The 25,138-nt window shown below is 59.6% G+C and carries 21 protein-coding genes; 13 read left to right on the top strand and 8 right to left on the bottom strand.

Annotated elements, in window-relative coordinates:
• Position 1 precedes the first annotated feature (1 nt).
• The 5 genes from pheP (at position 2) to LRS40_RS24625 (ending at position 6,112) form a co-directional block, all read left to right on the top strand.
• On the top strand, positions 2-1,390 hold the full coding sequence (pheP, locus tag LRS40_RS24645; RefSeq protein ID WP_231312931.1) for a phenylalanine transporter: 1,389 nt from the start codon (positions 2-4) through the stop codon (positions 1,388-1,390).
• Between the two features lie 258 nt (positions 1,391-1,648).
• Positions 1,649-2,887, top strand: a complete 1,239-nt coding sequence (locus tag LRS40_RS24640) for an MFS transporter (RefSeq protein ID WP_142488521.1) — start codon at positions 1,649-1,651, stop codon at positions 2,885-2,887.
• Between the two features lie 14 nt (positions 2,888-2,901).
• A complete protein-coding gene (locus LRS40_RS24635) occupies positions 2,902-3,927 on the top strand; it encodes a sugar phosphate isomerase/epimerase (protein WP_231312930.1) in 1,026 nt (341 codons plus the stop codon).
• A complete protein-coding gene (locus tag LRS40_RS24630; protein WP_231312929.1) occupies positions 3,920-5,062 on the top strand; it encodes a Gfo/Idh/MocA family protein in 1,143 nt (380 codons plus the stop codon). Before LRS40_RS24635 ends, LRS40_RS24630 begins: the two co-directional genes overlap by 8 nt.
• 75 nt (positions 5,063-5,137) lie before the next feature.
• Positions 5,138-6,112 (top strand): LacI family DNA-binding transcriptional regulator, encoded by a 975-nt coding sequence (locus LRS40_RS24625; RefSeq protein ID WP_142488524.1) that lies wholly within the window; start codon positions 5,138-5,140, stop codon positions 6,110-6,112.
• Between the two features lies 1 nt (position 6,113).
• On the opposite strand, the gene LRS40_RS24620 is transcribed toward LRS40_RS24625, so the two are convergent.
• Both LRS40_RS24620 and LRS40_RS24615 read right to left on the bottom strand, forming a co-directional pair.
• Positions 6,114-7,358 carry a mechanosensitive ion channel family protein gene (locus LRS40_RS24620; RefSeq protein ID WP_231312928.1) on the bottom strand — a complete coding sequence of 415 codons (1,245 nt, stop codon included), beginning with the start codon at positions 7,356-7,358 and terminating at the stop codon, positions 6,114-6,116.
• A gap of 67 nt (positions 7,359-7,425) precedes the next feature.
• Complete coding sequence (locus LRS40_RS24615; protein WP_231312927.1) at positions 7,426-8,862, bottom strand: MFS transporter; 1,437 nt, start codon at positions 8,860-8,862, stop codon at positions 7,426-7,428.
• Between the two features lie 107 nt (positions 8,863-8,969).
• Here LRS40_RS24615 and LRS40_RS24610 point away from each other — a divergent pair, with 107 nt between their 5' ends.
• The 3 genes from LRS40_RS24610 (at position 8,970) to LRS40_RS24600 (ending at position 11,625) form a co-directional block, all read left to right on the top strand.
• Positions 8,970-9,839 carry a helix-turn-helix transcriptional regulator gene (locus tag LRS40_RS24610; RefSeq protein ID WP_231312926.1) on the top strand — a complete coding sequence of 290 codons (870 nt, stop codon included), beginning with the start codon at positions 8,970-8,972 and terminating at the stop codon, positions 9,837-9,839.
• Positions 9,836-10,870, top strand: a complete 1,035-nt coding sequence (locus LRS40_RS24605; RefSeq protein WP_142488528.1) for a DUF2157 domain-containing protein — start codon at positions 9,836-9,838, stop codon at positions 10,868-10,870. Before LRS40_RS24610 ends, LRS40_RS24605 begins: the two co-directional genes overlap by 4 nt.
• A gap of 164 nt (positions 10,871-11,034) precedes the next feature.
• Positions 11,035-11,625: a hypothetical protein gene (locus LRS40_RS24600; protein WP_231312925.1), complete on the top strand. Its 591-nt coding sequence runs from the start codon at positions 11,035-11,037 to the stop codon at positions 11,623-11,625.
• A gap of 27 nt (positions 11,626-11,652) precedes the next feature.
• On the opposite strand, the gene nfsB is transcribed toward LRS40_RS24600, so the two are convergent.
• The 3 genes from nfsB to LRS40_RS24585 form a co-directional block, all read right to left on the bottom strand.
• Complete coding sequence (nfsB, locus tag LRS40_RS24595) at positions 11,653-12,306, bottom strand: oxygen-insensitive NAD(P)H nitroreductase (RefSeq protein WP_142488531.1); 654 nt, start codon at positions 12,304-12,306, stop codon at positions 11,653-11,655.
• 90 nt (positions 12,307-12,396) lie between these two features.
• Positions 12,397-12,768, bottom strand: coding sequence for an MmcQ/YjbR family DNA-binding protein (locus LRS40_RS24590; RefSeq protein ID WP_142488532.1), 372 nt, complete (start codon positions 12,766-12,768; stop codon positions 12,397-12,399).
• Complete coding sequence (locus tag LRS40_RS24585; protein ID WP_142488534.1) at positions 12,758-13,348, bottom strand: TetR/AcrR family transcriptional regulator; 591 nt, start codon at positions 13,346-13,348, stop codon at positions 12,758-12,760. The genes LRS40_RS24590 and LRS40_RS24585 overlap by 11 nt, the downstream gene beginning before the upstream one ends.
• Before the next feature lie 190 nt (positions 13,349-13,538).
• On the opposite strand from LRS40_RS24585, the gene LRS40_RS24580 reads away from it, so the two are divergent.
• Both LRS40_RS24580 and LRS40_RS24575 read left to right on the top strand, forming a co-directional pair.
• On the top strand, positions 13,539-14,642 hold the full coding sequence (locus tag LRS40_RS24580; protein WP_231312924.1) for an MBL fold metallo-hydrolase: 1,104 nt from the start codon (positions 13,539-13,541) through the stop codon (positions 14,640-14,642).
• A gap of 32 nt (positions 14,643-14,674) precedes the next feature.
• Complete coding sequence (locus LRS40_RS24575; protein ID WP_106992253.1) at positions 14,675-15,016, top strand: RamA family antibiotic efflux transcriptional regulator; 342 nt, start codon at positions 14,675-14,677, stop codon at positions 15,014-15,016.
• A 46-nt stretch (positions 15,017-15,062) separates the two neighbouring features.
• Here LRS40_RS24575 and LRS40_RS24570 read toward each other — a convergent pair whose 3' ends face one another.
• Together LRS40_RS24570 and LRS40_RS24565 are read right to left on the bottom strand one after the other, a co-directional pair.
• A complete protein-coding gene (locus LRS40_RS24570; RefSeq protein WP_370649938.1) occupies positions 15,063-16,004 on the bottom strand; it encodes an omptin family outer membrane protease in 942 nt (313 codons plus the stop codon).
• A gap of 244 nt (positions 16,005-16,248) precedes the next feature.
• Entirely contained in the window at positions 16,249-16,497 is a 249-nt protein-coding gene (locus tag LRS40_RS24565; protein WP_142488536.1) for a DUF1158 domain-containing protein, read from the bottom strand.
• A gap of 488 nt (positions 16,498-16,985) precedes the next feature.
• Here LRS40_RS24565 and LRS40_RS24560 point away from each other — a divergent pair, with 488 nt between their 5' ends.
• The 3 genes from LRS40_RS24560 (at position 16,986) to LRS40_RS24550 (ending at position 23,939) form a co-directional block, all read left to right on the top strand.
• Positions 16,986-19,706 (top strand): cation-transporting P-type ATPase, encoded by a 2,721-nt coding sequence (locus LRS40_RS24560; RefSeq protein ID WP_231312923.1) that lies wholly within the window; start codon positions 16,986-16,988, stop codon positions 19,704-19,706.
• Between the two features lie 63 nt (positions 19,707-19,769).
• The gene (locus LRS40_RS24555; RefSeq protein WP_231312922.1) at positions 19,770-20,834 is read left to right on the top strand and encodes an efflux RND transporter periplasmic adaptor subunit; all 1,065 of its coding nucleotides are present in this window, start codon (positions 19,770-19,772) and stop codon (positions 20,832-20,834) included.
• A 9-nt stretch (positions 20,835-20,843) separates the two neighbouring features.
• The gene (locus LRS40_RS24550; RefSeq protein ID WP_231312921.1) at positions 20,844-23,939 is read left to right on the top strand and encodes an efflux RND transporter permease subunit; all 3,096 of its coding nucleotides are present in this window, start codon (positions 20,844-20,846) and stop codon (positions 23,937-23,939) included.
• On the opposite strand, the gene LRS40_RS24545 is transcribed toward LRS40_RS24550, so the two are convergent.
• The gene (locus LRS40_RS24545) at positions 23,929-25,050 is read right to left on the bottom strand and encodes a YbdK family carboxylate-amine ligase (RefSeq protein ID WP_231312920.1); all 1,122 of its coding nucleotides are present in this window, start codon (positions 25,048-25,050) and stop codon (positions 23,929-23,931) included. The two genes, LRS40_RS24550 and LRS40_RS24545, sit on opposite strands and share 11 nt — an antisense overlap.
• Between the last annotated feature and the right edge of the window lie 88 nt (positions 25,051-25,138).

Below are 25,138 nucleotides of genomic sequence, written 5' to 3'. Positions count from 1 at the left end.
CGTGAAAAACGCGTCATCCGCTTCAGGCAAGGGTCTTGCTGAAGCCTCGTCGGAACAGACACCGACGCTGCATCGTGGTTTACAGAACCGACATATTCAACTTATCGCCCTCGGTGGCGCTATCGGCACCGGGCTGTTCCTCGGCATCGGTCCCGCGATTCAGATGGCCGGTCCCGCCGTGCTGCTGGGGTATGCCATCGCGGGTATTATCGCTTTTCTGATCATGCGCCAGCTTGGCGAGATGGTGGTGGAAGAGCCGGTATCAGGCTCCTTCGCGCATTTTGCCTATAAATACTGGGGCCCCTTTGCCGGCTTCCTCTCCGGCTGGAACTACTGGGTAATGTTCGTGCTGGTGGGTATGGCGGAGCTGACCGCCGCGGGCATCTACATGCAGTACTGGCTGCCGGACGTGCCAACCTGGATCTGGGCAGCGGTGTTCTTCATCATCATTAACGCCGTGAACCTGGTGAACGTGCGCCTGTACGGTGAAACCGAGTTCTGGTTCGCCTTAATCAAGGTGCTGGCGATCATCGGCATGATCGGCTTTGGCCTGTGGCTGCTGTTCTCCGGACACGGCGGCGAGCGGGCAACCATCGACAACCTCTGGCAGCACGGCGGTTTCCTCGCCACCGGCTGGAAAGGGCTGGTGCTGTCGCTGGCGGTGATCATGTTCTCCTTTGGTGGGCTGGAGCTGATCGGCATTACCGCCGCCGAAGCGCAGGATCCGCATAAAAGCATTCCGAAAGCGGTCAACCAGGTGGTGTACCGTATTCTGCTGTTCTATATCGGTTCGCTGGTGGTGTTGCTGGCCCTCTATCCGTGGGTGGAAGTGAAATCCGACAGCAGCCCGTTCGTGATGATTTTCCACGATCTGAACAGCAACGTGGTGGCTTCGGCACTGAACTTTGTGATTCTGGTGGCCTCGCTGTCGGTTTATAACAGCGGCGTCTACTCCAACAGCCGGATGCTGTTTGGCCTCTCCGTGCAGGGTAACGCGCCGAAATTTTTAACCCGCGTCAGCCGTCGCGGCGTGCCGGTCAATTCGCTGCTGCTCTCCGGGGCCATCACCTCGCTGGTGGTGTTGGTCAACTACCTGCTGCCGCACGAAGCCTTTGGCCTGCTGATGGCGCTGGTGGTCGCGACCCTGCTGCTGAACTGGATCATGATCTGCCTGGCGCACCTGCGGTTCCGCGCGGCGATGCGTCGCAAGGGGCGCGAGACGCAGTTCAAGGCGCTGCTTTATCCGGCGGGTAACTACATCTGTATCGCCTTCCTGGTGATGATCCTGGTGCTGATGTTCACCATGGACGGCATGCGCACCTCGGCCATCCTGCTCCCGGTGTGGGTTGTGTTCCTGTTTGTGGCGTTTAAACTCTCCCGCAAGAAGTAGTGCGGCTTTCGCCCGGTAAGCGCAACGCTACCGGGCCTGGAAAACTGCAATGCCCGGCGGCGCTTCGCTTGCGCGGGCCTACAAAACCCGTAGGCCAGGTAAGCGCAGCGCCACCCGGCACCTCTCCGCACCCATCCTCACCTTTATCGTGACCCCTCTCCCACTTCTTAATCGATCCACGGGATCTTTATTTTGTAATCGATTACTTTTCATTTGATACGATTTGTAATCGATTACTTTTTAAGGGTGGGGCTGATCATGGTGTCAACAACTGAAAGTAGTGGAAAGGTGATAGGGCAGCACCGAATGCTGGTGCCGCGCCTGTCGCTGATGATGTTCCTGCAATTTTTTATCTGGGGTAGCTGGTCGGTAACCCTCGGCCTGGTCATGACCCAGCACAACATGTCCTTGCTGATCGGCGATGCCTTCTCCGCCGGGCCGATTGCCTCCATTTTGTCGCCGTTCGTCCTCGGCATGCTGGTGGACCGCTTCTTCGCCTCGCAAAAGGTGATGGCGGTGATGCACCTGGCCGGGGCGGCGATCCTGTGGTTCGTGCCGGGCGCGTTAATCGCCGAAAACGGCGCGCTGCTGATTGGCCTGCTGTTCGGCTACACGCTCTGCTACATGCCGACCCTGGCGCTGACCAACAACATCGCCTTCCACAGCCTGGCGAACGTCGACAAGACCTTCCCGGTGGTCCGCGTGTTCGGCACCATCGGCTGGATTGTGGCGGGGATCTTTATCGGCGTCACCGGCGTGGCTTCCAGCGTGACCATCTTCCAGGTTGCGGCGGCCAGCTCCGTTCTGCTGGCGCTCTACAGCCTCACGCTGCCGCACACGCCAGCCCCGGCCAAAGGGATGCCGGTGAAGATGCGCGATCTCTTCTGCGCCGACGCCTTCGCGCTGCTGAAAACCCGTCACTTCTTTATCTTCTGCCTGTGCGCGATGCTGATCTCCGTCCCGCTGGGTACCTACTACGCCTACACCGCCTCCTATCTGGCGGATGCGGGTATCGCCGATGTCAGTACCGCCATGTCCTTCGGCCAGATGTCCGAAATCTTCTTTATGCTGGTGATCCCGCTGCTGTTCCGCCGTCTGGGCGTGAAGTACATGCTGCTGATCGGCATGCTGGCGTGGTTCGTCCGTTACGCGATGTTTGCCCTGGGCGTGAGCGAGGAGGGGCGCTTCCTGCTGTACCTCGGCATCCTGCTGCACGGCGTCTGCTATGACTTCTTCTTCGTGGTGGGCTTTATCTACACCGACCGCGTGGCGGGCGAAAAGGTAAAAGGCCAGGCGCAGAGCATGATCGTGATGTTCACTTACGGTATCGGCATGCTGTTGGGCTCACAAATTTCCGGCGCGCTGTACAACCGTCTGGTAGCCGGGCAACCCGTGCCTGAGGCGTGGGTGACATTCTGGTGGATCCCGGCAGTCGCTGCTGCTGTGATTGCACTCGTTTTCCTTGTCTCGTTCAAATATGAAGATGACAAGGCGTAATTTCTGGAGGTGGTATGAGGACGATTAAAGGCCCGGGAATTTTTCTGTCGCAGTTTATCGGCGGGCAACCGCCGTTTAACACCCTCGACGGGCTGGCAGGCTGGGCAGCGGAAAAGGGCTATAAAGCGGTGCAAATTCCCTGCAACCATAAAGCGATTTTTGACGTAGAGGTGGCGGCAGAGAGCCAGACCTACTGCGATGAGATAAGCGGCAAACTGGCGCAGCACGGGCTGGTCATCAGCGAACTCTCCACCCATCTGGAAGGGCAGCTGATTGCCGTAAACCCGGTGTACGACGAGGCGTTTGATAACTTCGCCCCACAGGCGGTGCGCGGTAATGCCGCCGCCCGCCAGGCGTGGGCCACCGATATCGTCAAAAAGGCGGCAGCGGCTTCGGCCCGGCTCGGGTTAACCGCCCACGCCACCTTCTCGGGCTCGCTGGCCTGGCCGTTTATGTACCCCTGGCCGCCGCATAACGAGGCGCGTTTCCAGGAGGCGTTCAGCGAGCTGGCCCGCCGCTGGCGGCCGGTACTGGATGTCTTTGACGAGCAGGGGGTGAACCTCTGCTATGAGATCCATCCCGGGGAGGATCTGCACGACGGGGTGACCTTCGAGCGTTTTCTGGCGCTTCTGGACAACCACCCGCGCTGCAACATCCTTTACGATCCCAGCCACCTGCTGTTGCAGCAGATGGATTACCTGGCCTTTATCGACCACTACCACACCCGCATTAAGGCGTTTCACGTCAAGGATGCCGAGTACCGCCCGAACGGGCGCAGCGGCGTCTATGGCGGGTATCAGAGCTGGATCAACCGCGCCGGACGCTTCCGCTCCCCGGGCGACGGGCAGATCGACTTTAAGGGCATTTTCAGCAAGCTGACCCAGTACGACTACGACGGCTGGGCGGTGCTGGAGTGGGAGTGTTGCCTGAAGGACGGTGACACCGGGGCGCGGGAAGGGCGCGAGTTTATCTCCCGCCACATTATTCCGGTTTCCGATCGGGCGTTTGACGATTTCGCCGCAGGAGAACTTCATGATTAACGTCGGCATTATCGGCAGCGGCTTTATCGGCCCGGCGCACATCGAAGCCCTGCGCCGTCTCGGCTTCGTGCAGGTCGTCGCCCTGTGCGACGGCTCGCTGGAACAGGCGCAAGAGAAGGCCCGGGCGCTGAACATTCCTCATGCCTGTGGCAGCGTGGACGAACTGCTGGCGCACCCGGATCTGCACGTGGTGCACAACTGCACGCCAAACCATCTTCATGCGGAGATCAACCGCCAGATCCTGCGGGCCGGAAAGCATGTCTTCTCCGAAAAACCGCTGTGCATGACCCCGGACGAGGCGCGGGAACTGGTGGCCCTGGCGGAGCAGGCGGGTGTGGTGCACGGCGTGAGCTTTGTTTATCGCCAGTTTGCGATGGTGCGCCAGGCGGCGAGCATGGTCGGGGCGGGCTCGCTCGGACGGCTGTTTGCCGCTCACGGCAGCTATCTGCAGGACTGGATGCTGCTGGAAACCGACTATAACTGGCGGGTCGACGCGGCGCTCGGCGGGGCATCGCGCGCGGTGGCGGACATCGGTTCCCACTGGTGCGATACCATTCAGTTTCTGACCGGACGGCGCATCACCGAGGTGATGGCCGACCTGTCGATCGTCTGGCCGACCCGCAAGGCCAACGTGGCCGGGAACCAGACCTTCAGCCAGGCGGGCGATGCGGTGTATGAAGACAAGCCCGTCACCACTGAAGATTTCGGCTCGGTACTGTTCCGCTTCGACGACGGCAGCAAAGGCAGCTTTACCGTCTCGCAGGTGAGCGCAGGACGGAAAAACCGCCTCAGCCTCGAGGTCAACGGCAGCGAGGGTTCCGTGGCCTGGGATCAGGAGGTGCCCCAGCAGCTGTGGGTGGGCCATCGCGCCCGGGCCAATCAGACGCTGACGGACGATCCAGGCCTGATGAACCGCGACGTGGCCGACAGCGCCCACTTCCCGGGCGGCCATATCGAAGGCTGGCCGGACGCCTTTAAGAACATGATGGCGCAGTTTTATCGTGCAGTGCAGGCGGGCAGGATGCCGGATAAGCCCGTGTTTGCCACCTTCCATGACGGGGCAAACGTGATGTATATCATTGATGCAATAGTAAAAAGCCATCAGCAGCAGCGCTGGATCAGCGTCGCGCAGTAATACCTTGCCCGGTGCGCCGGGCAACCCATTTATGGTAGCCTGCTGCTAACGCTAACTGCAGGATCACTCGTCGCTATGTCAATTCAGAAAATCGCCCAACTGGCGGGCGTCTCGGTGGCGACGGTATCGCGCGTGCTGAATAACAGCGATACCGTCAAAGCCAAAAACCGCGATCGCGTCTTGCAGGCGATTAAAGAGGCTAACTACCAGCCCAATCTTCTGGCTCGTCAGCTGCGCACCTCGCGCAGCTATATGATCCTGGTGATGGTCTCCAATATTGCCAACCCGTTCTGCGCCGAGGTGGTGAAGGGCATTGAGGCGCAGGCGGAGAAAAATGGCTACCGTATTCTGCTCTGTAACTCCGGTTCCGATATTGAACGCTCTCGCTCGGGACTGAGCCTGCTGTCCGGCAAAATGGTCGACGGCATTATCACCATGGACGCCTTTACCCGCCTTACCGAGCTGGCGGCGCTAATTGGCGATGCCCCCTGGGTGCAGTGCGCCGAATACGCCGATGCGGGGGCGGTCTCCTGCGTCGGGATTAACGATGTCGATGCTTCGCAACATGTGGTCAGCCGCCTGGCCGACGGCGGACGTCAGCGCATCGCTTTGATCAACCACGACCTGAGCTACAAATATGCCCGCCTGCGCGAGCGCGGGTACAAGAGCGTGCTGCATCTGCGCGATCTGTCGTATCAGGCCATTGAGTATGCGAGCGATCTCAGCGCCGCAGCCGGAATGGCGGCAATGACCAAACTGCTGGCGGCAGAACCGCGCCCGGACGCGGTGTTTGCGGTCTCCGATACCCTGGCCGCGGGCGCGTTACGTGCCATCGAAAAGGCAGGGCTGCGCGTGCCGCAGGATATTGCCGTGGTGGGCTTCGACGGCACGGAGCTGTCGGAGATGGTCTCGCTGACCACCATTGAACAGCCGTCGCGGGATATCGGGCGCAAGGCGGTCGATCTGCTGCTGAACAGAATCGACAACCCCGATGCCGCGACCGAGCGGGTGATGATGAACTGGCGCTTTATTTCCCGCGCCAGTACCTGAGCTATTTTGCCAGCGCGCCGGCCAGGGAGCGAATATCGTTCCCGGTCGGCGTCTGGTGTATGTGCAGGCCAAATTCATCAATCACCGCGAAAATATGATCGAAAATATCGGCCTGAATCGCCTCATATTCCGCCCAGATCACGGTGTTGGTAAAGGCGTATATTTCAATCGGCAGGCCGTTGGCGTCCGGCGCTAATTGCCGCACCATTAAGGTCATATCCTGGCGAATACGCGGGTGATTGCGCAGATATTCATTCAGGTAAGCGCGGAAGGTGCCAATATTGGTCATCCTGCGCAGGTTAAGCACCGACTCGCCTTCGCCATTCTCCTGATTCCACAGCGTAATCTCCTCGTGGCGTGTCGCCATATAGGGCTTGAGCAGCTTCGCCTGAATCAGCTGCTGCTGCTCCTGCTCGTCGAGAAAATGGATGCTGGTGGTATCAATATTCAGGCTGCGCTTAATCCGCCGTCCGCCGGAGGCAGACATGCCGCTCCAGTTGATAAAGGCGTCTGAGACCAGCGCCCAGGTCGGAATGGTGGTGATGGTGTTATCGAAATTGCGCACCTTGACGGTGGTCAGGCCGATATCCGTCACCGTACCGTTGGCGCCGTATTTCGGCATCTCCAGCCAGTCGCCAAGCTTGAGCATATCGTTGGCGGAGAGCTGAATGCCCGCCACCAGCCCGAGAATGGGATCTTTAAAGACCAGCATCAGCACCGCGGCCATCGCGCCCAGACCGCTGATCAGAATGGCGGGGGACTGGCCGATCAGCAGGGAGATAATCAGAATGCCCACCAGAATGGCGCTCACCAGCTTGATGCCCTGGAAGATCCCCTTCAGCGGCAGCTGCGAGGCGGTCGCCATTTTCTGCGACAGATTGAAAATCACGTCCAGCAGCGAGAAGAACGCCAGCAGGGCGTAAACCATCACCCACAGCTTTGCGCAGGTGGTGAGTATTTCCGCCGCGTCGCTGCCTTTTTGCAGCCACAATACCGCCTGAACGTTGACGATGATCCCCTGCAGGGTAAAGGCCAGACGGTGAAATAATTTATTCTGGGTAATGATTTGCAGCCATAAATGGCTGCTGGCCCGGGCGCGTTTCTCGAACGCCCGCAGCACCACTTTGTGCAGAATAAAATGAATAATCAGGGCAGTAAGAAAAATAATGCCAAAGATGATCACAAGGGAGGTGGTGTGATTAATTTCAATGCCTGTCTCTTCGACCAGGGAAATGAACTCCTGCATAACGTCTCCTGTATTAAAGCAGCCGCCATAATGGCGGCTGAAGATCTATTATGCAAATTCGCCAGGCCTATTTTACCGCCTGACAGGTCTTCACCACCGGCAGGCACAGGCGATGGCGCAGCCGCAGCGTGAACAGCGCCAGCACGATCATCATGACGGTTTCCACCACCAGGAAGACGTTAATCGCCTCTGCGTAATCCCCGCGATGGGTGTGCAGGGCGTGGAGCAAAATCGCCCCGAATATCGCCGGGCCGAGGCCGAGCGCCGCCTGTTGCAGAGTGCTGAGGATGGCGCTGGCCGCCCCGGCATCGTCAGGCTGGATGTCGCGCATCCCGATACGGTAGAAGCTGTTCACAATCAGCGCCTGGCCGTAGCCCACCAGCCCGGTGGCCGGGGCGAGAGTCAGGGCGGTGTTCTCCAGTCCCCAGATGCGGAAGGTGACGATCAGCGCCAGCAGGCCGGTAATCTGGATTGCCAGCCCGGTCAGCAAAATGGTGCTGGTGCTGTAGCGAGCAATCAGGCGCGGGGCAAACCACGCCGAAACAAAATAGGTCACGCCCAGGGCAATAAAGCTGTTGCCGGACTGCCACGGCGCCATTCCCAGACCGGTCTGCATGGTCAGCGCCATGCAGAACATAAACCCGGACCAGACGCTGAAAAAGAGCAGCGCAATCAGCACGCCAAAGCGGATGCTGCCGAGCCGCATAAGCCGCGGCGGGATCAGCGGATGAGCCCCATCGCGCTCTTTTTTACGCGCATTCAGCGCCATTAAATACGCCAGCGGGATAATGGCGAGAAGCATAGCCTTCAGCGGCCAGGACCAGTGCCACTGCGGCCCCAGCGCCATCGGGAACAGCAGGCAGCAGAGGATCGCCGCCAGTAATGCGGTGCCCGTCCAGTCGATACGCGACGGCGTGTCGCGGCGGGTTTCCGGCACGTAGCGACGGCTCAGGGCCAGCACCAGCAGGCAGATCGGCACGTTGATAAAGAAAGCGTTGCGCCAGCCCAGCCCAGCGATATCCGCCGACACCAGCCAGCCGCCACCCATCTGCCCGACGATAAAGGCAATCCCGCCGATGCCGCCAAACAGGCTGATGGCTTTCGCATGGGCAGGGCCTTTCAGTGTGACGTGCAGAGTGGCAAGAATTTGCGGCACGATCATCGCTGCCCCTGCGCCCTGAACGATGCGCGCCGCCAGCAGCTGCTCGATATTGCCCGCCATGCCGCACAGCAGCGAGGCCAGGCCAAAGCTCGCCACGCCCCACATAAACAGACGACGGCGGCCGAGGTTGTCCCCCAGCTTGCTGCCAAGGGCCAGGCAGACGGCAAAGGCCACGCCGTAAAGGGCGACAATCAGCTCCAGCCCGGTGGCGGTGGCGTGCAGCGAGTGGGTGATGGCGTCCAGCGCCACGTTGGTGATTGAGGTATCAATCAGCGGCAGCATCTGGCCGGTTAACAGCAATATCAGGCCTGCGCGACCTGGTGAAACAACTGACGTATTCATGGTGACTCCATTGCGTCAAACAGCGTAGCGTCGTAGCATCAACCATCTGATAAACGGGTACCAGTTCTTGCTTATACTGGTACTGGCACTACCATGCAGGGGGCAATATGGCGCTAATGTCTGAACCCGTCACCTCACTTCAGGATGACACCCGTAAACAGCTCGGCGCATTTTTACGCGCCCGACGCGAAAGTCTCGACCCGCAGCGCCTTGGTTTACCGCGCAGCGGTCGACGCCGTACCCCAGGCCTGCGCCGGGAAGAGGTGGCCCTGCTGGCGGACGTGGGCGTCACCTGGTACACCTGGCTGGAACAGGGCAGGGACGTCAACCCTTCAATCACGGTGATGGCGGCGGTGGCGAAGGCGCTGCAGTGCACCCCGACCGAAGCCCGCCACCTCTTCCTGCTGGCAGGTCTGCCACCGGGCGAAGCGCCCCAGGCGCTCTGCTGCGAGGGGATCAGCGAAGGCACCCGTCGTCTTCTCGACACCCTGATGCCGAAACCCGCCAGCATCCAGAAACCGAACTTCGATATCGTGGCGTGGAATGACAGTTTTGGGTACCTGATGGGCGTCGATTTCAATGACATCCCGCCGGAAGACCGCAACTGTATTTATCTGTTCCTCACCCACCCGGCGTGGCGCGCCCGCCTCGGTAAGCGCGGCGACGTGCTGCCGATTTTCGTCTCCTATTTCCGCGCTGCAATGGCGGAGCACCGCGGCGATCCGCAGTGGGAAGCCAAACTGGCGCGCTTCTTTGCGGTGTCCGAGGAGTTTGAAGCCCTGTGGCACCAGCGTAACGACGTGCGCGGCGTGGAAAACCAGCTCAAGCTGTTTACCCATCCCGAACTCGGCGATTTTCATCTCCAGCAGATGTACTGGTACTCCGCCCCGCGCAACGGCTCCCGCCTGCTGGTCTATCTGCCGGTGGATGACGAGGGCGAGCGCGCGCTGACGTGGCTGGCGGAGCAGGCACAATGAACGTCACCCGCAAACAGGAACGCCTCCTGCGCCGCGCCCTCAACGAATGGCAACAGGAGGGGGCATTAACCGCCGACGAGCATCAGCGTCTGGCTGCCAGCTTAAAACGCGTCGCCATGGACTGGCAGCGCCTCAGCCGCTACGCCTTCTGGACGGCAATCGCCTGCGTCATCATCGCCATCGGTAGCCTGTTTGCCGACAGCGAGCTGATGGCGCGCATCATCGAGTTCTTCGCCTTCTCCTCCATCGCCCGCATCGGACTGCCTGCGCTGATGGCAGGGCTGTTTTATCTGTGGGGATTCAGCCGCCAGCGGCGGGAAACCCAGTGGCACTACAGCACCGAGGCAATTCTGTTCCTCGGCGTGTTCTTCACCGCCATCGCGCTCTGGCAGCTGGGGGAACGGCTGGATACCGGTAGCGGCCATATCGCGCCGCTGTTCCTGCTCGGCTGCGCCGTTTACGGGCTGGTGGGCTTCTTCGGGCGTTCGGGGCTGGTGTGGCTGTTCTTTTTGCTCTCGCTGGGCAACTGGTTTGGCGCGGAGACCGGCTACATGTCCGGCTGGGGCGCCTACTGGCTGGGGATGAGCTATCCGGTGCGCTTTATCTTCTTCGGCGGCGCGCTGCTGGCGCTGTGCTGGTGGCTGCGCGGGATGCTGCGTAAACGCCATCTGTACACCACCAGTAAAGCGATGGGGCTGACCTATCTGTTTGTTGCCCTGTGGATCATGTCGATTTTTGGCAATTACGATATCGATAACGGGTACGGCACCACCCGGGCGGCGCTGCTGCCGTGGGCGCTGCTGTTCGCGGTGGCGGCCGGGATTTGTATTTATATCAGCCTGAAAACCGACGACGGCATGCTGCGCGGATTTGGCCTGACGTTTCTGGCGATCAACCTCTATACCCGCTATTTCGAATACTTCTGGGACGGGATGAACAAGGTGCTGTTCTTCCTGATCCTGGCGGCGTCGCTGGCGGTGATAGGGCGCTATGCGGAGCGGATCTGGCACGCGGGGAGCGGGGCGAAGTAGATCTTTTGCGAGAGGGCTTCCGGGATCCGGAGCCCCTTCTGTTGAAGGCTGTCAAAGCGTGTAAGGTGAGGTTTAATGTAAACCAACCTGCTGAATCTACGTCATTTAGCTGAGTAGTGAAGTGGGCTATACTTACGCGATGAGAAACCAGCCATGTCCCACTGATGATTGATTCCGCAGATTTCAGCCAAAAACTCGGGCTTATCTCCCGAAACGTCGAACATACCGAAACGTTTCTGGCAAGGGGCACAGTGGAGTTTCACCTGCCGGGTTTTTTGCTTCCTGTGGGGTACCAGCTCCTGAAATCGCGTTATGGCGATGAATACCGACTCGTCACTACCGACGACGGCAAGCCTTATACGGCGTATGCCGTAAAGCTGGCATTTCATAAAGAAATTACCTTTCCCCACGGTGCCGCTACGCAAGTGATGGTCTGGCGTACGCCACGCGCAGTCCATCAACGCGTGATAAGCGGATTACCCCAATTATTCTTTCAGTGGGTGCTAAGCGAATACGACATTGTGGTATCAGACAGCGAGCAAACCGGCGACGGACAGCGCTTCTGGCTGCGGATGATCGACTGGGCGTTTACCATGAATTATCAGATCGGTGTGGCGGACGGCATGGTTGGTGAAGAGTGGCACTTAACGCCAGTTAATTCATACGCAGAACTGGAAGAGCGCTGGATAGCGTTCGCCTGGCGTAACGATCGCGACGTGCATCCGCATCGCAGCCTGGTTATCAGTAAAAAGTAACGGGCCGCAAATCGCGGCCCGTTTGTATCAGCACTCAGTCACAATGGTACTCAGCGGCAGGCGGGATTTTGGCAGGGTGGCGTTGAAATCTTCCACGCTGTGATGCCCAACCGGCACCACCACCAGGCTGGTGAAGCCTTTCTCTTTCAGACCAAACTCTTCGTCGAGGACTGCGGCGTCGAAGCCTTCAATCGGCACTGCATCCAGGCCCATCGCGCCCACGCCCAGCAGGAAGTTGCCGACGTTCAGGTAAACCTGTTTCGCCATCCACTGGTCGTCATCTTTCAGATCGACACGGTGCAGATCGGCGAAGAAGGTGCGGCCTTTGTGGTTGGCGGCTTTCGCTTCTGGCGTGTTGAAACGGCCGTCGGCCTCCTCCTGATCCACCACGCGCGTCAGCCACGCATCGTCCATCGCGGTTTTGGCGCAGAACACCACCACGTGCGAGGCATCCAGCATTTTGCGTTCGTTAAAGACAAAGCCGCCGGCTGCGGACTTCGCCACCCGCGCTTTACCTTCCTCGGTGCTGGCAACGATAAAGTGCCACGGCTGCGAGTTGGTGCTGGACGGGCTGTACTGCAGCAGGGTTTTAATCTGTTCCGCCTGGTCGGCAGTCAGTTTTTTGCTCGGATCAAACGCCTTTGTGGAGTGACGTTTTAAGGCAACGGAAATGATATCCATAACTACTCCTGGGTTAACATCGCCCACCGGGGGCGAGAAAGGGAAAAGGGTACAAGGGGAAGGGGACAAAGATAAGGGCATTAAGAGCGCTTAACCGCCGGGGCGTAAACGTTTTTGCTCTTTTTTCGGCAGTTTATCCACCACCAGATGCCACGAATCATCGATCAGATCGGCTAGCAGCGCCGGGGTGATATCTTCGGCTGCATAAATCGAAATCCAGTGCTTTTTATTCAGATGGTAGCCGGGCTCGATCCCCCGGTAGATCTGCTGGTTGAGCAGCGATTTTTGCGGATCTGACTTCAGGCTGACGTGCTGGCGTCCATGCGCCACGCCCATCAGCATAAAAATTTTGCCGCCCACTTTAAACACATCGTATTCCGGGCCAAAGGGCCAGCAGTGCTCGGTAAAGGGCAACTCCAGCGCCACCTGCTTTGCGCAGGCGGCGAGCGTTTTACTGTCCATGAATATCCTCTTCGGCTAGCGCTCGCCACATGGCTTCAAAACCCAGCGCCTTAAATTCGGCGGCGCGCGCCGGTTCGCGGGTGGCGAAGGACATCGTCGTCTCCGCCAGCGACAAGAACAGGGCATCGCCAAACAGTCGAAATTCCTCTGACATAAATACCGGGCGGATATGACGACGGCACAGCTCATGCAGTTCCGGGAACATCTCGTGTACCGCCTGTTCGGTTTCGGCGTTAATCTTCTCGCTCACCCCGAGCTGGCGTATTGCGCCGTGGGCCACCGGGTTGCGGATCCCCCAGTCAACGTAGCTGTTCCAGATATTGCGGGTATGCTCTTTCGGCTGGGTGAGGGCACGATCCATATTCGCCAGCATGGTCTGGCACAGATCCTGTTTCAGGTGCAGGTAGAGGGCGTTGAGCAGATCGTCTTTGGTGGCGAAATAGCGAAACAGGGTGCCTTCAGCCACCCCTGCGCTGCGGGCGATTAACGCGGTAGAAGCCGCAATGCCCGACTGGGCAAAAGCGGTGGTTGCCGCGTCCAGCAACGCCAGTTTTTTATCTTCACTTTTCGGACGAGCCACTGCATTTCCTCCAGTTTATGTGCAAAAACCCCGATTGAATCATGCCCTTTGCGGGGCTGCAACGCGGAATGTCAAAGATCTTAAAACGTCTTGACGACTTTCGCATCACTTCTATAATGAGTGCTTACTCACTCATAATCAAGTTTTGCCCGCGCAGGCCATCGGATGGGGCGCGAATTCGGGTCGGGATATGAAAAAGCGTTTTATTATTAGCCTGGTGGTAGTGATGATTATTGCATCAGCGGCGAGTTTGCCGTTTGTACTGAATGCCGGATTCGGCCAGCCGCCACAGGGCGCGCAGCTGAGTGAGTTTGCCGCTTCGCCGCAGTATCGCGACGGTCAGTTCCATAACACCCTGCCCACGTCGGGGTTTACCGGCAACAAGAACATGCTGGCGGCGTGGTGGGATTTTCTGGTGACGAAGCGTGAGAACGCCCGTCCGGCCCAGCCGCTGCCGCTGATTAAAACCGATCTGGCGCGGTTGCCCCTGAATCAGGACACCCTGGTCTGGCTCGGCCACTCCTCATGGTATCTGCAGCTGGCAGGCAAACGTATCCTGATCGATCCGGTGTTCAGCAGTTACGCTGCACCCTTCTCCTTCCTCAACAAAGCCTTTGCCGGAGAGTACCCCTGGCATGCCGAAGAGATGCCCGACATCGATCTGCTGATTATTTCTCACGATCACTACGATCATCTCGATTACGCCACCATCAAGGCGCTGATGCCGAAAGTGAAGCGCGTGGTCACGCCGCTCGGGGTAGGTTCGCATCTGCGTTACTGGGGTATGGATCCGTCAATCATCGAGGAGCGGGACTGGGATCGGTCGGTGCGCATCAGCGATGACCTGACCGTGCACGTTCTGCCGGCGCGGCATTTCTCCGGGCGGGGACTGAAGCGCAACCAGACGCTGTGGGGCAGCTTTATGTTTGTCACCCCGCAGCAAAAGGTGTTCTACAGCGGGGATTCCGGTTACGGCCCGCACTTTAGCGCCATCGGGGAGCAGTTTGGCAGCATCGATCTGGCGATCATGGAGAACGGACAGTACGACCAGGACTGGAAGTACATCCACATGCAGCCTAATGAGACGGCGCAGGCCGCTGCGGATCTGAATGCCCGGGCGGTGGTGCCGGGCCACTCCGGGCGCTTTGTGCTGGCAAAACACACCTGGAACGACCCGCTGATCAAGCTGTCGCAGGCCAGCAAGGATAAGCCGTATCGCCTGCTGACGCCGGAGCTCGGTGAGCCGGTCAGAGTGGATGATGCCACGCAACAATTTCGCGCGTGGTGGGAATAATGTTAAATCGAAGAGCAGAGGGGGAGAGCAGCATGACTATTTCCGCTCAGGTTATCGACACCATTGTCGAGTGGATCGACGACAACCTTCATCAGCCGTTGCGGATCGAGGATATTGCCCGTCACGCGGGCTATTCCAAGTGGCACTTACAGCGGCTGTTTATGCAGTATAAAGGCGAGAGCCTTGGGCGCTATATTCGTGAACGTAAGCTGCGGCTGGCGGCGCGGGATCTGCTGGAGTCAGACGAAAAGGTCTACGACATTTGTCTGCGCTACGGCTTTGACTCCCAGCAGACCTTTACCCGCGTCTTCACCCGTACCTTCAACCAGCCGCCTGGCGCGTATCGCAAGGATAACCACAGCCGGGCGCACTAATGCGCATTCCCCTCCCGTGCGGGAGGGGATATTTAAGGCCACTATTTTAGAAACGATACTGCAGGCCGACGGCGAAAACATAGTTTTCGTTTTCGATCCCCGCCGCATCGCCATGCACATATAAGGAAGGTCCCCCGAGCAGGTTATCCCTGATTTCGGTACCGCCTTTTCCCTCGTCATAGCGCGTCCAGCTAAATTCCGCGAACACTTTGGCATTCGGCGTCACGTAGTAGCCCACATCCACCATTGCGGCATAATAATCGGCATTATTGGCTTCATCGCGGTAGGTGAACTGGCGATCGTAATGCTCGTCATTATCTCTGGCGCGTACCCACGGGCTATATCTGACCTGACCATTGATCTCAATATTCTCATAGCGATACATTCCCACAAGGCCAGCATAGGCGACACCAAAACGCTGTTTGTACGAGATACCGCGATCGTTATCCGGGTACTCGCCGGTCATTTCGCCGTTGCCGTAACTGTAGGTCCCGCCATGGGATGACCAGCTAAAGCGGGTTTTTTGATAGCCAAGCATTGCGCCAAGCCGGTAATTTTCCTGCTTCAGCAACCAGCCCTTGGCACTCAGGTCAAATTCGTTGGCATGATTGAGGCGGCTTGCCGGATGGGTTGACCAGTCTGTCGGGCTCTCCTGGTTGGGATCCATCCAGTCGTAATCATCCATATGCGATCCGCTGGAGGCAAGGGTCGTCCAGCCGCGGGCAGTGAGCGTGAGCCGCGGGAAAATGTCCCACGAGAGCTCTCCTTTAATCACCGGCGAATTTTTTAATTTCCAGTCCAGCTCGCTCTGTTGATGGCCCGTAGAGGCGTTATACACCCGCTCGTGTGATTCGCCAGCGAGAATGCCCGTAGATAAGGCTGCGGAAAAGCTTTCCGGGGATAAGTTAATGATTGACGCTTGCGCGCCGGCCCACGGCAGGCCAGCGGATAACATTAAAAATAGGGACAGTCCTTTTTGTCGCATCATGACATCCTTGTGCTGATATTAACTCTACGTAACGGCAATGTTACGTGGTGAAAGGGGCGGACAAGATTAGCATTAACGGGTTTTGTTGCGGTGCTCAGGCGGGGGAAATCGGATTTTGATTATTTCTTATATGCCATTGATTATAAATGATAAAAAATCATTTATTGATAGAATGATTATGCCCGTGATGAGACGTTCTCCCTGAACGGGACGCATTCAGGGGAGATACGGCGGATCGCTGAGATTAATCGGCCTGCGAAAACCAGCGGCGCCAGATGAAGCGCAGGACAAAGAACTCAACGGTGCCGAGCAGTAAAAACCACAGGCAGAAGATAATGGTGTAAAGCTGGTTAAGATCCATCAGATGGAAGGTGCTCATCAGCTTCTGTGCCACCACCAGCCCCAGCGAAGGTGCAGGCAGCAGCAGAACGGAGAGAAAGGCCATCAGCAAGATGCCGCCTGCCGTTAACAGTGTTTCTAACGGGTGTCTCATGATTATGTTAATCGTCAGTTAAAAATAACATTCTCCCGGATAGGGCTTCGTAAAGCAATATCATCTATCAGGTGCGCGGGCGATAAATAATCGCCCGCTAATTTGCTGATATTCCCTTGCCAGATACCCGCTAATTCAATTAACCTGCGTTAATGTAAAATATTGTCACCCGCCGAAAAATAGTTTTACAAAGGTATAAGTGCTATATCCAATTAACGTCGCAATAACAATGGCTGCGATAATATATAACGCCAGGCGACGCCCGCGATAAATTCCAAACATGCTGACCCCTCGTTTAGTTTAGGTTTAGAAATAATTTGTAAAAATCACCGCATTGAAATGAAACGTTTTCTGTTTAATGCCATCGACAGAAATAATAGTGCGTTAAATTAATTGCCGTGACAACCCATTAAATTAACGCCTGACGATTTATAAAAGCAGAAATGGAATTCAGGCTTTTGCTCACTGCGAACTAAAGGAGCTGAAATATGACCAAAATACATCACTCTCACACGCCACCGTCCACGGCGGACCACGCACCGACGCAGGCTTATCAGCAGACCGTCGAGCAGGCCCTCACGGCGCAGCACAGCAACACGTCTGGCCTGAGCCGTGCCGAAGCTCAGGCGCGCCTGCAGCAGCATGGCCCCAATGCCCTGCCGGAAAAAAAAGCCAGACCGGCGTGGCTGCGTTTTCTGGCCCATTTTAACGACGTCTTAATTTACGTCCTGCTGGCCGCCGCGGTGTTAACCGCAATAATGGGCCACTGGGTCGATACTCTGGTGATTCTGGGTGTGGCGGTGATTAATGCCTTAATTGGTCATATTCAGGAGAGTAACGCCGAAAAATCCCTGAGCAGTATCCGAAATATGCTTGCCAGCGATGCGCGCGTTATTCGCGAAGGGGGCCATGAAACAATACCGACAACTGAAATAGTTCCCGGGGATATTATTGTCCTGCGCGCCGGAGATCGTATTCCGGCAGATATGCGGGTGATCGAGGCGCATAATTTACGCGTGGAAGAGGCGATCCTCACCGGCGAATCTACGGTGGTCGATAAACATATTCTGCCGCTGACCGGGGAATTAACCCTGGGCGACCGCACCAATCTGCTGTTTTCCGGCACCACCGTCAGCGCGGGCGGCGGCCTGGGTGTGGTGATTGCTACTGGTCAGCAGACCGAGCTGGGCCACATCAACCAGATGATGGCCGGAATTGAAAAACACCGCACCCCGCTGCTGGTGCAGATGGACAAGCTCGGCAAAGCCATCTTCGGCCTGATTATGGCGATGATGGCCGCGCTCTTTGTCTTCAGCCTGCTGCTGCGTGATATGCCGCTCGGCGAACTGCTGCTGTCGTTAATCAGCCTGGCGGTGGCCGCGGTGCCGGAAGGTCTGCCAGCCATCATCTCGATTATCCTGTCACTGGGCGTGCAGGCGATGGCGCGTAAGCGGGCCATCATCCGCAAGCTGCCTACCGTAGAGACGTTAGGGGCGATGACCGTGGTCTGCTCGGATAAAACCGGCACCCTGACCATGAACGAGATGACCGTCAAAGCGATCATCACCGCTGACAGCTGCTACCGCGTCGAGGGTGACAGCTATTCCCCGGAAGGCAATATCTGCCTTGAGGGCAGCGACGAGCCGGTACAGATCCAGCCGGGCACCGTGCTGGAACAGTATCTGCGCACCATTGACCTGTGTAACGACAGCCAGATGATTCAGGACGAGCGCGGCCTGTGGAGCATTACCGGTGGGCCGACCGAAGGCGCGCTGAAGGTACTGGCAGCGAAAGCCCACCTCATGCCGGTGATGACCACGCTGCTCAACAAGATCCCGTTCGACTCGCAGTACAAGTACATGAGCACCCACTACCAGATTGGCAGCGAGGAGCAGATCCTGATCACCGGCGCGCCGGACGTCATTTTCGCCCTCTGCGCAGAGCAGCAGACCCGTAACGGCGCAGAAGCCTTTAACCGCGCGTACTGGGAAACCGAGATGGAGCGCTATGCCCGCCAGGGGCTGCGCATGGTGGCCGCGGCGTTCAAACCGGCGAACGGTGAACAGGAGCTGACCCACGACGACTTCAGCCACGGCCTGATCTTCCTCGGCATCGCCGGGATGATGGATCCACCGCGCCCGGAGGCGATCGACGCCATTCACGCCTGCCAGCAGGCGGGGATCCGCGTGAAGATGATCACCGGGGATCACCCGCAGACGGCGATGAGCATCGGGCAGATGCTGGGGATCGCCAACAGCGCCCAGGCGGTAACCGGCTATCAGCTGGAGCATATGGATGATGCCGGGCTGGCAAAAGCGGCGGGGGAGTACGACATCTTCGCCCGTACCAGCCCGGAGCATAAGCTGCGTCTGGTGAAGGCCTTGCAGGAGCAGGGCGAGATCGTCGGCATGACCGGCGACGGCGTGAACGACGCCCCGGCCCTGCGCCAGGCGGACGTGGGCATTGCCATGGGCATCAAGGGCACCGAAGTGACCAAAGAAGCCGCCGACATGGTGCTGACCGACGACAACTTCGCCACCATTGCCAGTGCGGTAAAAGAGGGCCGTCGCGTCTACGACAACCTGAAGAAGACCATTCTGTTCATCATGCCGACCAACCTCGCGCAGGGGCTGCTGATTGTGATTGCCCTGCTGGCGGGGAACATCATTCCGCTGACGCCGGTGCTGATCCTGTGGATGAACATGGCGACCTCCGCCACGCTCTCTTTCGGACTGGCCTTTGAAGCCGCCGAGCGCAACATCATGCGTCGTCCACTGCGTCAGACCGGGCAGCACGTGATGGATGCCTACGCCGTCTGGCGCGTGGCCTTCGTCGGTACCCTGATTGCCGTCGCCGCCTTTGCGCTGGAAGCCTGGCTGGCCCCGCGCGGCCACAGCGCAGAGTTTATCCGTACCGTGCTGCTGCAGATGCTGGTCTGTGCCCAGTGGGTCTACATGATTAACTGCCGCAACACCGGGGGCTTCTCCCTGAACCGCGGCCTGTTGGCAAACAAAGGGATCTGGCTGGTGACGGGCGTGCTGCTTCTGCTGCAGCTGGCGATTATCTACCTGCCGTTTATGCAGATGCTATTCGGCACCGAAGCTCTGCCGCTGCGCTACTGGGGCGTCACCCTGGGGATGGCGAGCGTGATGTTCTTCATCGTCGAAATCGAGAAGCGCCTGACCCGCAGGTTCCGTAAGGCTGCATAACCTCAAACCTTACCCCTCACCCTCTCCCTACAGGGGAGAGGGTCATATTCAGAGATAATCCCCATGAAACTGACCTTCCTGTGCGTACTCCTCACCTGCGCCCTGCAAACCGCCTTTGCCGCCGCCATCCCCGTGCGCGTCGCCACCGTGGAGCAGACCGCCCACGCCGCCGAGCGCCAGATCCCGGGCCGCGTCGAAGCCATACACACCGTTGAACTGCGGGCGCGCACGGAGGGCGTGATCGCCCGGGTGCACTTCCGCGACGGGCAGTATGTGAAAAAGGGAGACCTGCTGTTTGAGCTGGACAACGCCGAGCCGCGGGCCGCCCTGCGCCTGGCGCAGGCCGAGGTCAGGAGCGCAGAAGCCACCCTGCGTCAGGCGCAGCAGCAGCTCTCCCGCTTTGAGAGCCTGGGCAGTAACAACGCCATCAGTCGTCACGATGTGGATAACGCCCGCATGCAGCGCGACGTCGCCCGCGCGGCGCTTGAGCAGGCGAAAGCCCGGCTCGAAACCCGTAACGTCACCCTGGCGTACACCCGCATTACCGCGCCCATTGATGGCCGCGTGGGACACAGCCGTTTTCACGTGGGCAGCCTCGTGAACCCGGCCAGCGGCGTGCTGGTGGAGGTGGTGCAGCTCGACCCGATCCGCATTGCCTTTGCACTGGAGGAGGGAGCCTTCGCCACTAAAGTCGGGCAGCATTCGGACATTCGCGCCATGAAGCAGGCCTGGCAGGCGCTGATAGACAGCAACGGTCAGCGCATCCCCGGTGAACTGACGTCCGTGGATAACCGCATCGACCCGCGCACCGCCAGCGTGATGCTACGCGCCGAGTTTGCCAACCCGCGCCATCAGCTCCTGCCCGGCGGCAACGTGAACGTGACCCTGCGCCCGGCAAGCGAGCAGCCGGTTCTGACCCTGCCCGCCGCCGCGGTACAGCAGAACGGCGACGGGTTCTTTGCCTGGGTGGTTAACGCCGACGGCAAAGCCGAAATGCGCCCGCTGAAGGTCGCCGGACAGATTGGCCAGCAGTTCCAGATTGCATCCGGCGTTAAGCCCGGTGAGCGAGCGATTACTGACGGCGCGCAGCGCGTGCAGCCCGGCGCTGCCGTTCAGATACTGAATTAAGGAGCCATCATGCTGACGTTTTTCATCAAACGCCCGCGCTTTGCGATGGTGATTGCGCTGGTCATCACCCTGCTCGGAGCCATCGCGCTGAGGATTATTCCGGTGGAGCAGTACCCGCAGATCACGCCGCCGGTCGTGAATGTGTCAGCCTCATGGCCGGGTGCCAGCTCGGCTGACGTGGCGGAAGCCATCGCCACGCCGCTGGAGACCCAGCTAAACGGCGTGGATCACATGCTTTACATGGAGTCCACCAGTTCGGACGAAGGCACTTATAGCCTGAACATCACCTTTGCGGCGGGCACCGATCCGGATCTCGCCGCCATCGACGTGCAAAACCGCGTGGCGCAGGCCGTGGCGCAGCTTCCCGCCGAGGCGCAGCAAAACGGCGTGCAGGTACGCAAGCGGGCCACCAACCTGATGATGGGGGTAAGTCTTTACTCACCGAATAACACCCACACGCCACTGTTCGTCAGCAACTACGCCAGCACCCAGGTGCGCGAAGCGCTGTCTCGCCTGCCGGGCGTCGGGCAGGTGCAGATGTTTGGCGCGCGCGACTACAGCATGCGCATCTGGCTGCGTCCGGACCGCATGAACGCCCTGAACGTCACCACCGACGACGTGGCCCAGGCGCTGCGGGAGCAGAACGTGCAGGGGGCGGCAGGCCAGGTCGGCACGCCACCGGTGTTTAACGGCCAGCAGCAGACCCTGACCATTAACGGGCTGGGGCGCTTAAATCAGGCTGAAGATTTCGCCGGGATCATTATCCGCGCGGGGGAGATGGGCCAGCTGGTGCGCCTGAAGGATGTCGCCACCATTGAACTCGGCTCCCGCAGCTACAGCTCCGGCGCACAGCTGAACGGGCATGACTCCGCCTACCTCGGCATCTACCCCACGCCGTCCGCCAACGCCCTGCGCGTGGCTGACGCGGTGCGCGCCGAGCTGGAACGTTTGTCCGCACGCTTCCCGGACGATCTGACGTACGAAGTGAAATTCGACACTACCTCCTTTGTTGCGGCCACCATCAAGGAGATTGGCGTTTCGCTGGCGCTGACCCTGCTGGCGGTGGTGGTGGTGGTTTCCCTGTTCCTGCAAAGCTGGCGCGCGACGCTGATTGTCGCGCTCGCCATTCCGGTGTCGCTGGTGGGCACCTTTGCAGTGCTCTATACGCTGGGTTATTCCGCCAACACCCTCAGTCTGTTCGCCATTATTCTGGCCCTGACCATGGTGGTGGATGACGCCATCGTGGTGGTGGAGAGCGTCGAAACCCTGATGGCGGAAGGGCAGAGCCGCACGGCGGCCACCGCCCAGGCGCTGCGGCAGATTGCCGGGCCGGTGATTGCCACCACCCTGGTGCTGCTGGCGGTGTTTGTGCCGGTGGCGCTGCTGCCGGGAATTGTCGGCGAGCTGTATCGCCAGTTTGCGGTCACGCTCTCCACCGCAGTGACGCTCTCAAGCCTGGTGGCGCTGACCCTGACGCCCGCGCTCTGTGCGATGCTGCTGCGCCCGCGCCCTGCGCGCCCGGCGGCAGTCTATCGCACCTTCAACCACGGACTGGACGCCACGCGCGGTTTCTACACCCGCATCGTGAACGTTTTAAACCTGCGCCCGTGGCTGGCGCTGCTGGTGACCGCAGGCGCGGCGGCTGTCGTCGCGTTCAGCTTTATGTCGATGCCAAAAGGCTTCCTGCCCCAGGAAGATCAGGGCTACTTCTTCGCCAGCGTCCAACTGCCGGAGTCGGCCTCGCTGGAACGGACCGAAGCGGTGATGGCGACGGCGCGGGCGCTGATCGCCAAAAATCCGGCGGTGGAGGACGTGATTCAGGTCTCCGGGTTCAACATTCTCAACGGCACCAGCGCCTCCAACGGCGGCTTTATCTCCGTGATGCTGAAGGACTGGAGCGAGCGGCCACCGCTGGATGCGGTGATGGGCACATTGCAGCTCCAATTGCTGGCCCTGCCGGAAGCGACCATCATGACCTTCGCGCCCCCGACGCTGCCGGGGCTGGGCAACGCCTCCGGCTTCGACCTGCGCATTCAGGCCCAGGCGGGGCAGAGCCCGGCGGAGCTGGAACGCGTCACCCGGGAGGTGCTGGCGAAAGCCAACCAGCACCCGCAGCTGAGCCGGGTGTTCACCACCTGGAGCAGCAACGTGCCCCAGTTGACCCTAACCGTTGACCGCGAGCGGGCCGCACGCCTCGACGTGCCGGTGTCGCGCATCTTCAGCAGCCTGCAAACCGCTTTTGGCGGCACCCGCGCCGGGGATTTCAGCGTCAACAACCGCGTCTACCACGTGGTGATGCAAAACGAGATGCAGTGGCGCGAGCGCGCGGAGCAAATCAGCGAGCTGTTCGTGCGCAGCAATAACGGCGAGCGGATACGCCTGAGCAATCTCGTCACCATCACCCCGACCGTCGGCGCGCCGTTCGTGCAGCAGTACAACCAGTTCCCGTCGGTGTCGGTGAGCGGCTCGGCGGCGGAAGGGGTGAGCAGCAGTACGGCGATGGCGGTGATGGGTCAGCTTCTGGCAGAGAATCTGCCCGCCGGATACGACTACGCCTGGAGCGGCATGTCGTATCAGGAGCAGCAGACCGGCAACCAGGCGCTCTGGATCGTGCTGGCGGCGGTGGTCATGGCGTGGCTGTTCCTCGTCGCCCAGTACGAAAGCTGGACGCTGCCGGCGAGCGTGATGCTCTCGGTGCTGTTTGCCCTCGGCGGGGCGCTGGTGTGGCTGTGGATAGCGGGGTACGCCAACGACGTCTACGTGCAGATTGGGCTGGTGCTGCTGATCGCCCTTGCCGCCAAGAACGCCATCCTTATCGTCGAGTTTGCCCGCACGCGGCGCATGGAGGGAGTGGCAATTGTCGATGCTGCCCGCGAGGGGGCGTCCCGCCGCTTCCGGGCAGTGATGATGACCGCCGTGTCGTTCATTATCGGGGTCCTGCCGATGATGCTGGCGACCAGAGCCGGTGCCCAGAGCCGCCGCATCATCGGCACCACGGTGTTCAGCGGCATGCTGGTGGCCACCGTGGTGGGGATTGTCTTTATCCCGGCGCTGTTTGTGCTGTTCCAGCGCCTGCGCGAGTGGGGGCACCGGCTTACGGGCTAGTCGCCCACAGCTCGGCATGTTTTTGCACTAAGGAGATGAGCGAGCCACCGTCTGCGATAAAGTCCCGCATGCGCTGCGCCTCGCTCTTGCCCTGCTTCAGCATCAGGCCAATCTCCTGAATCGCGCTCGTCGCGCCCAGCTTCTCCGCAGACGGCGCCACGCGCTCCAGCAGCCAGGCGAGATCCTCAGCAATGGTTTTCTGCTCTCCGGTATGCACGTCCGTCAGGATCCCCGCTAACCCGTAGCGACAGGCCTGAAAACGGTTAAAGCGGTACAGCAGAAAATCCGCTTCCTGATGCTTATAAGGCCGCGTGGTCAGCAGCCAGTGCGAGGTGGCCTGAATCAGCCCGGCGATATTGATGGCATGGGCGAGGGTGAGCGGCGTATCCATCACCCGCACCTCCACGGTGCCAAAATGCGGGCTGGGGCGAATGTCCCAGTGCAGATCTTTGATGCTGTCGATCATGCTGGTGTGGCTCAGGCGATGAAACAGACCCTCGAACTCCTGCCAGCTGTTAACCCACGGCATCAGGCCGTTATCCGGGAACCCCGAGAAGATATTGAGCCGCGATGAAGCAAACTTCGTGTCGGTGCCCTGCATATAGGGCGAGGTTGCCGCCAGGGCGATAAAGTGCGGCACGAAGCGCGACAGGCCGTGCAGCAGGTAAATGGCGTCATCGCCGGTGCGACACCCCACGTGGACGTGCTGGCCGAACACCGTGGCCTGCAAAATCAGATAGCCAAAGCGCTCCAGCGTGGCGTTATAACGCTCGTCCTCGCACACCTCCTGACGCTGCCATTTCTGAAACGGATGCGTGCCGCCGCCGCAGATCCGGATATGGTGCTCCGCCGCGGCGCGCAGGATGCTCTGCTGCATGGCGGAGAACTGCGCCGCCGCCTGGTCGATGTTGTGGCATACCCCGGTGGCGATCTCGAGCATGCTTTCGGTGATGTCATGCTTCACCTCTCCGGCTTTGATGTCGTTTTTCACGGCGTCGATCAGGGCGGAGGAGTCCTGGCTCAGATCGTAGCCCGGCGGGTTAACCACCTGCAGCTCCAGTTCGATGCCCAGGGTATAGGGTTCAGAGGAATGAAAGTCGGGTAAAGGCATAGCGCACTCCGTTGTCTGTGATGAGTTGAGTATAGACAACGGGGGGATCTCGCTCCGGGCAGGTGAAAGCATTGGCAGCGGGTGAGCG

The sequence above is a fragment of the Leclercia sp. G3L genome (assembly GCF_021117075.1).
GTDB lineage: Bacteria > Pseudomonadota > Gammaproteobacteria > Enterobacterales > Enterobacteriaceae > Enterobacter > Enterobacter adecarboxylatus_C.
This window is presented reverse-complemented; position numbering and strand designations above follow the sequence as displayed.

What these genes read in the sequence shown, in the direction of transcription:
- LRS40_RS24640 (WP_142488521.1), top strand. Translation starts at nt 1,649, where the DNA reads ATGGTGTCAACAACTGAAAGTAGTGGAAAGGTGATAGGGCAGCACCGA.
- LRS40_RS24635 (WP_231312930.1), top strand. Translation starts at nt 2,902, where the DNA reads ATGAGGACGATTAAAGGCCCGGGAATTTTTCTGTCGCAGTTTATCGGC.
- LRS40_RS24630 (WP_231312929.1), top strand. Translation starts at nt 3,920, where the DNA reads ATGATTAACGTCGGCATTATCGGCAGCGGCTTTATCGGCCCGGCGCAC.
- LRS40_RS24625 (WP_142488524.1), top strand. Translation starts at nt 5,138, where the DNA reads ATGTCAATTCAGAAAATCGCCCAACTGGCGGGCGTCTCGGTGGCGACG.
- LRS40_RS24620 (WP_231312928.1), bottom strand. Translation starts at nt 7,358, where the DNA reads ATGCAGGAGTTCATTTCCCTGGTCGAAGAGACAGGCATTGAAATTAAT.
- LRS40_RS24615 (WP_231312927.1), bottom strand. Translation starts at nt 8,862, where the DNA reads ATGAATACGTCAGTTGTTTCACCAGGTCGCGCAGGCCTGATATTGCTG.
- LRS40_RS24610 (WP_231312926.1), top strand. Translation starts at nt 8,970, where the DNA reads ATGGCGCTAATGTCTGAACCCGTCACCTCACTTCAGGATGACACCCGT.
- LRS40_RS24605 (WP_142488528.1), top strand. Translation starts at nt 9,836, where the DNA reads ATGAACGTCACCCGCAAACAGGAACGCCTCCTGCGCCGCGCCCTCAAC.
- LRS40_RS24600 (WP_231312925.1), top strand. Translation starts at nt 11,035, where the DNA reads ATGATTGATTCCGCAGATTTCAGCCAAAAACTCGGGCTTATCTCCCGA.
- nfsB (WP_142488531.1), bottom strand. Translation starts at nt 12,306, where the DNA reads ATGGATATCATTTCCGTTGCCTTAAAACGTCACTCCACAAAGGCGTTT.
- LRS40_RS24590 (WP_142488532.1), bottom strand. Translation starts at nt 12,768, where the DNA reads ATGGACAGTAAAACGCTCGCCGCCTGCGCAAAGCAGGTGGCGCTGGAG.
- LRS40_RS24580 (WP_231312924.1), top strand. Translation starts at nt 13,539, where the DNA reads ATGAAAAAGCGTTTTATTATTAGCCTGGTGGTAGTGATGATTATTGCA.
- LRS40_RS24575 (WP_106992253.1), top strand. Translation starts at nt 14,675, where the DNA reads ATGACTATTTCCGCTCAGGTTATCGACACCATTGTCGAGTGGATCGAC.
- LRS40_RS24570 (WP_370649938.1), bottom strand. Translation starts at nt 16,004, where the DNA reads ATGATGCGACAAAAAGGACTGTCCCTATTTTTAATGTTATCCGCTGGC.
- LRS40_RS24565 (WP_142488536.1), bottom strand. Translation starts at nt 16,497, where the DNA reads ATGAGACACCCGTTAGAAACACTGTTAACGGCAGGCGGCATCTTGCTG.
- LRS40_RS24560 (WP_231312923.1), top strand. Translation starts at nt 16,986, where the DNA reads ATGACCAAAATACATCACTCTCACACGCCACCGTCCACGGCGGACCAC.
- LRS40_RS24555 (WP_231312922.1), top strand. Translation starts at nt 19,770, where the DNA reads ATGAAACTGACCTTCCTGTGCGTACTCCTCACCTGCGCCCTGCAAACC.
- LRS40_RS24550 (WP_231312921.1), top strand. Translation starts at nt 20,844, where the DNA reads ATGCTGACGTTTTTCATCAAACGCCCGCGCTTTGCGATGGTGATTGCG.
- LRS40_RS24545 (WP_231312920.1), bottom strand. Translation starts at nt 25,050, where the DNA reads ATGCCTTTACCCGACTTTCATTCCTCTGAACCCTATACCCTGGGCATC.